The organism is Sporichthya sp. (assembly GCF_013815995.1).
Classification (GTDB): domain Bacteria; phylum Actinomycetota; class Actinomycetes; order Sporichthyales; family Sporichthyaceae; genus Sporichthya.
Genome location: NZ_JACDFE010000223.1, coordinates 1 through 7,606, shown reverse-complemented (window position 1 = coordinate 7,606; position 7,606 = coordinate 1). Strand labels below are relative to the sequence as shown.

Genomic DNA, 7,606 nt, shown 5'->3' with positions numbered 1-7,606 from the left:
GCGATCTCCTGATTGGCCACCCCGTCCGCGGCCAACAGAAGACCCCGGGCCTGGACCACCGCACGGTGGGGCAACGTCGAGGACCGCGCCATCCGGGTCAGCTCCGCGCGCTGCTCACTAGTGACCGGCAACGCCGGTGCTGTCTTGATCGGCATGGTCCACTATACCGCACTAATTCACAGACAGACCACTAGAGGGTGTAAACGGCTCCGGGGCGGGCCAGCTCGGTGGGGCCGTCGAAGCAGGCCGCCTCGGACAACGTGCGGTCCATGTCGTTCCACGGCGGGATGTGGGTGAGCACCAGCTTCTGCGTGCCCGCCCGCGCCGCGTGCTCGGCGGCCTCGCGGCCGTTGAGGTGAATCGTGGGGGCGTCGTCGCGGCCGTCGTGGAACGAGGCCTCGCACAGGAACAGGTCCGAATCCTTGGCCAGGCGCACCAGGCCGTCACACGCGCCGGTGTCGCCGGAGTAGGTCAGCGTCTTGCCGCCGTGCTCGATCCGCATGCCGAACGAGTCGATCGGGTGCACCAGCAGGTCGGTGGTGATCCGCAGCGGGCCGAGCTCGAAGGCACCTGACGGGTACTCGGTGAACGCGAACTCCTCGTTCATCCCGGGTTCCATCGGCAGGTCGTAGGCGCGGGCCATCCGGCCGGCGGAGTCGGCCGGGCCGTAGACCGGGATCTTCGGCGCGGGGCCCTCGGGCCGGTACTTGCGGGCGACGTAGTAACCGCACAGGTCCATGCAGTGGTCGGCGTGCAGGTGCGAGAGCACGACGGCGTCGATGTCGTAGACGTCGGTGTAGCGCTGCAGTGCTCCGAGCGCACCGGAACCCATGTCCAGCAACACTTTGTAGCCGTCGGCCTCGAGCAGATAGCAGGAGGCCGGCGACGAAGGCCCGGGGAAGGATCCCGAACAACCGACGACCGTGAGCTTCACGCAATCGCTCCCATCACGCCTACCTGGCCCAAGGCTTCGACCACACCGATGTCGGGCCCGAGGAAACGACGGCCCACCGCCGCGAACGGCTGGCGGTCCCCGGTGGCGAGGAACCGGTGCGTGGGGGGCGGGAGTTCTGCGGACCGGGTCAGCCCTGAGTCGACAAGTACCCGATAGACGTCTTTCGCAGTCTCTTCCGCGCTGGAGACGAGGGTCACCTCATCGCCGAGGACGTGGGCGATGGCCCCGGTCAGCAGCGGATAGTGGGTGCAGCCGAGCACGACCGTGTCGACGCCGGCTGCCTGCAGCGGGGCGAGGTACTGGGCCGCGAGCTCCAGCACCTCGGGGCCCGAGGTACGGCCCCGTTCGGCGAACTCGACGAAACGCGGGCAGGCCTCGACGAAGAGCTCGACGTGCGGCGCCGCCGCAAAGGCGTCCGGGTAGGCCTTGGACGTCTTGGTGGCCTGCGTGCAGATCACGCCGACCTTGCCGTTGCGGGTGGCCTGCATGGCGCGACGCACGGCGGGGCTGATGACCTCGACGACCGGGACCTCGTAGCGCTCGCGCGCATCGCGCAGCACCGCGGCGGAGGCGGTGTTGCAAGCGATCACGAGCAGCTTCACTCCCTCGTCGACGAGATGGTCCATCACATCCAGCGCCAGCTGGCGCACCTGCGCGATCGGCCGCGGTCCGTAGGGCGCGTGAGCCGTGTCACCCACGTAAATGATCGGCTCGGCCGGCAGCTGGTCGAGAACAGCGCGGGCCACAGTGAGGCCTCCGACCCCGCTGTCAAAGATGCCGATGCCCGCAGCAGACATACTCGAAAACGGTACGGGAGACAGTGTGGAAACAGCCGGGAAACCAACGGTCGCCTTGGTCACATTCCGCAGGTCAGCCGGTGTGTCGGTGCTGCCTGGGTGCTAGCAGGAGTTAGCGATTTGGCGAGATCCGCGGTGATCCGGCGGGATGCATCGCAAGGCGGAGGAGGAAGCGGGTACCGCTCTTGTACCCGCGACGACGACAACGCCGCGAGGCGCCCGCCGGCGCAGCGGATCAGGCCCAGAGCTGGCCTTCGAGCCTCTCCTCGGCCTCGGCGATGGTGCCGGTGTAAGCCCCCGTCGACAGGTACTTCCACCCGCCGTCGCACACCACGAAGGCGATGTCGGCCCGCTCCCCGGCGGCCACCGACTTGGCCGCCTGGGCCAGCGCCGCATGCAGGATCGCGCCGGTCGAGATCCCGGCGAAAATCCCTTCCTCCTCGATCAACTGACGGGTCCTCCGGAGCGCGTCGCGCGGGCCGACCGAGAACCGCGCGTCGATGAGTGACGGGTCGTAAAGCTCGGGCACGAAACCCTCGTCCATGTTCCGCAGTCCGTAGACCAGTTCGCCGTAGCGCGGCTCGGCGGCGACGATCCGCACCTCGGGCTTGTGGTCGCGGAAGAAGCGGCCGACACCCATCAGGGTGCCGGTGGTGCCGAGGCCGGCGACGAAGTGCGTGATCTCGGGCAGGTCCTCGAGGAGCTCCGGGCCGGTGCCCTCGTAGTGCGCCTGCGGGTTCGCCGGGTTGCCGTACTGATAGAGCATCACCCAGTCCGGGTGCTCCTGCGCCAGTCGCTTCGCCACCCGCACGGCCTCGTTCGATCCACCCGCGGCCGGCGAGGACACGATCTCCGCGCCCCACATGCCGAGGATCTGGCGGCGCTCCTCGGAGGTGTTCTCCGGCATGACGCAGACCATGCGGTAGCCACGCAGCTTCGCGGCCATCGCCAGCGAGATGCCGGTGTTCCCCGAGGTCGGCTCCAGGATCGTGCAACCCGGCTTGAGTCGGCCGTCCTTCTCGCCCTCGAGGATCATCCGCAGCGCGGCCCGGTCCTTGATGGACCCGGTCGGGTTGTGGTCCTCGAGCTTGGCCCACAGCCGTACGTCCGAGGACGGCGACAGCCGCGGCAGGCCCACCAACGGGGTCCTGCCGACGGAGTCGAGAAGTGAGTCGAAGCGCACGGGACGATGCGTTCCTCAGGGCGTCGGGGCGGTCGGGAAGGTCAGCCGCCGGCGACGGCCGGGAGCACCGTCACGCTGTCGCCGTCCTTGAGCTCGGTGGTCAGTCCGCCGAGGAAGCGCACGTCCTCGTCGTTGAGGTAGACGTTCACGAACCGGCGCAGGCCGTTCTCGTCCACCAGACGGGCGCGCAGCCCGGCGTGGCGCGACTCGAGGTCGTCGAACAGCTCGTCGAGGGTCTTGCCCTCGCCGTTCACGGCCTTCTCACCGTCGGTGTACTGACGCAGGATCGTCGGGATCCGGACCTCGACTGCCATCGGGATGTGCTCCTTGAGTTCGTGGGTTCTCTGCCCGCGCCAACGGTGCGCGAGCATGTGTCATTCCGGCAGGCGGGCCCGGGGGGTTGATTCAGTCGTAGCTGGTGACGACGGTCACGGGCTCCTCGGTCACCTCGCCCTCCACGATGCGGAAGGATCGGAACTCGACCTCGTCGGGCTCCCGGGTCGAGACCAGCACGTAGTGCGCGTCCGGCTCCGAGGCGTAACTGACGTCGGTGCGGGACGGGTAGGCCTCGGTGGCGGTGTGCGAGTGGTAGACGATCACCGGCACCTCGTCGCGGTCGTCCATCTCGCGGTAGAGCTTGAGCAGGTCCATCGAGTCGAACTCGTAGAACGTGGTGGACCGGGCCGCATTGGCCATCGGGATTAGCCGCAGCGGCTGGTCGGAGCCGACCGGGCCCGCGACCACGCCGCAGGCCTCGTCCGGGTGGTCGGCCCGGGCGTGGGCGATGATCGCCTCACGGGTCGCCGCATCGATGGTCAGCACGGGGGTCAGATTACTGGGGCGGCCTACTTGGCGACGCGGACCAGGCCGTCCTGCAGTGCGGAGAGCCACTCGTAGAGGTAGAACAGCGGCAGCCGGGGGTCCTCCGGGGGCAGCGCGGCCATCAGTTCGCCGTAGCCCTCCTCCAGGTCCAGTCGGGTGCCGATGGTCAGGCGCAGGTCGTTGATCGCGTACATCCAGCTCTGCACCTGGGCCTGGTCCAACCGGATCGGCTCGGCCCCGTCGCCGAGCGTACCCAGCATGGTCTGCAGGTTGCCGCGCTTGAAGGCCAGCACGTCGGCCTCGCTGTAGCGGCGGAACTCCCCGGTCGCGTCGGCGTCGTCGGGGTAGGCGTCGGGCAGCAGCCGGGCCAGTGCCGGGTCCTCCGGGCGGATCTTGGGCCCCGAGTCGGAGAACGGGTCCAGCACGCCCGGGATCACCTCGACGGGCGCGACCCCGCCGACGATGTCCGCGGACTCCCGCGACTCGAACAGCTCGCCCAACTGCTCGCAGGCGCTCCGGACGACCATCACCTCGTGCTCGTCCAGCGCGACGGTGACGAACCCGTGGCGCTCGCGCTTGATCTCCAGGCTCACGCGTCGATCATCCGGGTCCCGAGCCGTTGTCCTTCTGCAGGGTGGCCCACAGCCCGAACCCGTGCATGGCTCCGACGTCGCGCTCCATCTCCTCGCGGCTCCCGGCGGAGACCACCGCCCGGCCCTCCTTGTGGACGTCCATCATGAGCTTGGTGGCCTTCTTCTTGCTGTAGCCGAAGTAGGTCTGGAAGACGTAGGTGACGTACGACATCAGGTTGATCGGGTCGTTCCAGACGATCGTCACCCACGGGACGTCGGTCCTTCGCAGGTCCTCCGTCTCCGGCTGCTCAACCTCGACGGGTGCGACCGACATGAGCCCTATCGTCGCACCCGTCCCCGCGCGGACCGCAGCAGGCGCTCAGGCCGCTTGACCAGCCGGCAGATCTCGGCCGCCCCGGTCGCGTAGTTGAACAGTTCGACGGGGAGGTTGAGCATGCGTCAGGTTCCGAGGCCTAGCTGAAGACGATCTGGCCGTTGACCAGCACCGTGGTGACCGGCGCGCTCACGCAGTCACCGGCGGTCGGCACTGCGCCGAATTCACCGACGAAGCCATCGCCGCGGGTGTGGACCCCGACCAGCCCGCCGTTCGTCGACGGTGCGCCGAACGTGAGCGTGAACGGCAGGACGACGGTCTTCTTGCCGTTGGCCGTCGGCAGGACCATCGTGTACGAGCCCTGCCCCTCGCCGCCGTTGATGCAGTCGTCCGGATCCTGGGTCCCGTAGATGCCCTTGTCGAGGAAGGTGCCCGGGCCGGTGGCTTCGACACCGTCCACGGGACCGTCGCAGCTCACGGTGCCCCGGTTCTCGTTGTCGAACGTGCCGGTGGACCCCTGCAGGGACAGCCCAGGCGCAAGGTTCACCGGGTTTTCCACGGTGCAGGTGGTGCCGCTGTCAGCACGGGCCCCGTCCGTGCCGACCAGGCCACTGGCCGCAACACCAGCGACACAGAGAAGGATGCCGATCCGCTTCACGCTCACCACGCCATTTCCTCCGGGGAAGCCCGATCGTCCTCGAGTGCCGGGTCGGAGGCAACGCGCGCCCTACGAAGGGTGCTGCCCCCTCGGTTTCGCGCATCCATGACCGCAGCGGCATGAATGCGCGCGATTACCCGGCGTGTCGCCCGGTTCCGCGCATCCCTGAGGTCATGGACGCGCGGACCCGAGCGCGTCGGCAGGGAACTGTCGGACCTCGGTCCTAACGTCAAGACATGCGACTGCTGCACACCTCGGACTGGCACCTCGGCCGGTCCCTGCACCGCGCCGACCTGGCGCCGGCGCAGGGAGCGTTCCTCGATCATCTGGTCGAGACGGTGCGGGCCGAGCGGATCGACGCGGTGCTGGTCGCGGGCGACGTCTACGACCGCGCACTGCCCCCGGTGGAGGCGGTCGACCTGCTCAACGACGCCTTGTTCCGCCTGCGCGAGGCCGGCGCCCGGGTCATCGTCACCAGTGGCAACCATGACTCCGCCAAGCGCCTGGGCGTGCACGACCGCCTGGTCGACGCGGCCGGGGTGCACCTGCGGACCCGGGTCGGCGACGTCGGGACGCCGGTGCTGCTGGCGGACCGGCACGGCCCGGTCGCCGTGTACGCAGTCCCCTACCTGGAGCCGGCCGCGGTCGGCGCGGACGACCTGCCCGACTCCGGGCATTCCTGCGACGACGAGGCCCCCACCCGCGGGCACGCCCACGTGCTCGGCCGGGCGATGGGGGCGGTGCGGGCCGACCTGAGGGCGCGCGGCGGCCGTTCGGTGGCGATGGCGCACGGCTGGGTCACCGGCGGCGCGCCCTGCGAGTCCGAGCGGGACATCACCGTCGGCGGGATCAACGCGGTCCCCGGGTCGCTGTTCGACGGCGTCGACTACGTCGCCCTCGGGCACCTGCACGGCCCGCAGACGCTCTCGGACCGGTTGCGCTACAGCGGCTCCCCGCTGGCCTACTCCTTCTCCGAGGCCGGCCACACCAAGGGCTCCTGGCTCGTCGAGCTGGACGCCGACGGGCTCGCCCGCGTCGAGTTCGTGCCCGCGCCGAGCGCCCGGAAGCTGAGCTCGATCAAGGGCACGCTCGAGGTGTTGCTGGCCGACCCGGCACTGGAGGCGCAGACCGTCGACTACGTCTCGGCCACCCTCATCGACCCGGTGCGTCCGGCGGCCGCGATGGACCGCCTGCGCGGTCGCTTCCCCCACGTGCTGACCCTCATCTGGGAGCCGATCGGCGGGGTGAGCGACGACCGCGGCTACGCCGAGCGGGTGCGCGGACGCTCCGATCTCGACGTCGCCGCCGACTTCGTCGCCCACGTCCGCGGCAGCGCCGCCGAGCCTGCCGAGGCCGCGCTGCTGGAGCAGGCCTTCGAGGCCGTCCGCATCGCCGAGGACGCCGACCCGTTCGCCAAGCCCGGCACCCTGTTCGCCGCCCTGGAGGGTGTGGCGTGAGGCCGCACTCGCTGGAGGTCACGGCGTTCGGCGCCTTCGCCGGAACGGTCAACGTCGACTTCGACGACCTGTCGCAGGGCGGGTTGTTCCTGCTCCACGGCGAGACCGGCGCGGGCAAGTCGACGCTGCTCGACGCGCTCGGCTTCGCCCTCTACGGCCGGGTGCCCGGCGACCGGGGCGTGGTCAAGCGGCTGCGCTCGGACCACGCCGGTGCCAGCGAACGAACCTCGGTCCGCCTGGAGGTCACGATCGGTGACCGGCGGCTGCGCATCACCCGCACCCCGGAACAGACCCGGCCGAAGGTGCGCGGTGAGGGCACCACCACCGAGCCGGCCAAGGTGCTGCTGGAGGAGCGCTGTGACACCGGGAAGGGGGCCACCGGGTGGGACGCGGTCTCCACCCGGGTCGGCGAGGCCGACCAGGAGATCAACGACCGCCTCGGCATGACCGCCGACCAGTTCTTCCAGGTGATCCTGCTGCCGCAGGGGGAGTTCGCCCGCTTCCTGCGCGCCCCCTCCGACGAGCGGGTCGTCCTGCTGGAGCGCCTGTTCGGGACCGACCGGTTCCGCGACGTCGAGCAGTGGCTCGCCGAGCGACGCCGCACCACCGGCCAGGCCGTCGAGTCCCAGCGCGAGGCGATCACGCGCCGCGTGGAGCTGATCGCGCAGATCGCTGACGTCGAGCCGCCCACCGCGCTGCCCGACGCGATCTGGGCCGGCGACCTGACCGAGACCGCCATCGCGGCCGTGGACATCGCGGTCCGGACGGTGGCGGAACGGGGCGTGGAGCTCGAAGCGGCACGCGGGGCTGCAGAGGCCACCCGCGCGC

General features: G+C 70.1%; 10 protein-coding genes. 2 read left to right on the top strand and 8 right to left on the bottom strand.

All coding sequences use genetic code 11. From position 1 onward, the window contains the following. Window positions 1-190 precede the first annotated feature (190 nt). The 8 genes from H0X00_RS19655 to H0X00_RS19620 all read right to left on the bottom strand — a co-directional run bounded on the left by H0X00_RS19655 (window position 191) and on the right by H0X00_RS19620 (window position 5,330). Window positions 191-934 (bottom strand): MBL fold metallo-hydrolase, encoded by a 744-nt coding sequence (locus tag H0X00_RS19655; protein ID WP_293774130.1) that lies wholly within the window; start codon window positions 932-934, stop codon window positions 191-193. After that, window positions 931-1,752, bottom strand: a complete 822-nt coding sequence (gene murI / locus H0X00_RS19650) for a glutamate racemase (protein WP_367186703.1) — start codon at window positions 1,750-1,752, stop codon at window positions 931-933. The genes H0X00_RS19655 and murI overlap by 4 nt, the downstream gene beginning before the upstream one ends. A gap of 235 nt (window positions 1,753-1,987) precedes the next feature. Then, window positions 1,988-2,935 (bottom strand): PLP-dependent cysteine synthase family protein, encoded by a 948-nt coding sequence (locus H0X00_RS19645; RefSeq protein ID WP_293774126.1) that lies wholly within the window; start codon window positions 2,933-2,935, stop codon window positions 1,988-1,990. 41 nt (window positions 2,936-2,976) lie between these two features. Beyond that, window positions 2,977-3,249, bottom strand: a complete 273-nt coding sequence (locus H0X00_RS19640) for a MoaD/ThiS family protein (protein ID WP_367186702.1) — start codon at window positions 3,247-3,249, stop codon at window positions 2,977-2,979. Between the two features lie 91 nt (window positions 3,250-3,340). Beyond that, complete coding sequence (locus H0X00_RS19635) at window positions 3,341-3,757, bottom strand: M67 family metallopeptidase (protein ID WP_293774122.1); 417 nt, start codon at window positions 3,755-3,757, stop codon at window positions 3,341-3,343. A gap of 23 nt (window positions 3,758-3,780) precedes the next feature. Further along, the gene (locus H0X00_RS19630) at window positions 3,781-4,350 is read right to left on the bottom strand and encodes a DUF2017 domain-containing protein (RefSeq protein WP_293774120.1); all 570 of its coding nucleotides are present in this window, start codon (window positions 4,348-4,350) and stop codon (window positions 3,781-3,783) included. A gap of 7 nt (window positions 4,351-4,357) precedes the next feature. After that, complete coding sequence (gene clpS / locus H0X00_RS19625; RefSeq protein ID WP_293774119.1) at window positions 4,358-4,663, bottom strand: ATP-dependent Clp protease adapter ClpS; 306 nt, start codon at window positions 4,661-4,663, stop codon at window positions 4,358-4,360. Between the two features lie 139 nt (window positions 4,664-4,802). Beyond that, a complete protein-coding gene (locus H0X00_RS19620; protein ID WP_293774117.1) occupies window positions 4,803-5,330 on the bottom strand; it encodes a hypothetical protein in 528 nt (175 codons plus the stop codon). Window positions 5,331-5,557: 227 nt separating this feature from the next. Between H0X00_RS19620 and H0X00_RS19615 the strand changes: the two genes are divergently transcribed. Beyond that, window positions 5,558-6,778 (top strand): exonuclease SbcCD subunit D, encoded by a 1,221-nt coding sequence (locus tag H0X00_RS19615; protein ID WP_293774116.1) that lies wholly within the window; start codon window positions 5,558-5,560, stop codon window positions 6,776-6,778. Continuing rightward, window positions 6,775-7,606 (top strand): SMC family ATPase (locus tag H0X00_RS19610; protein ID WP_293774114.1); only part of this gene is annotated, 832 nt, incomplete at its 3' end. The genes H0X00_RS19615 and H0X00_RS19610, both read left to right, overlap by 4 nt.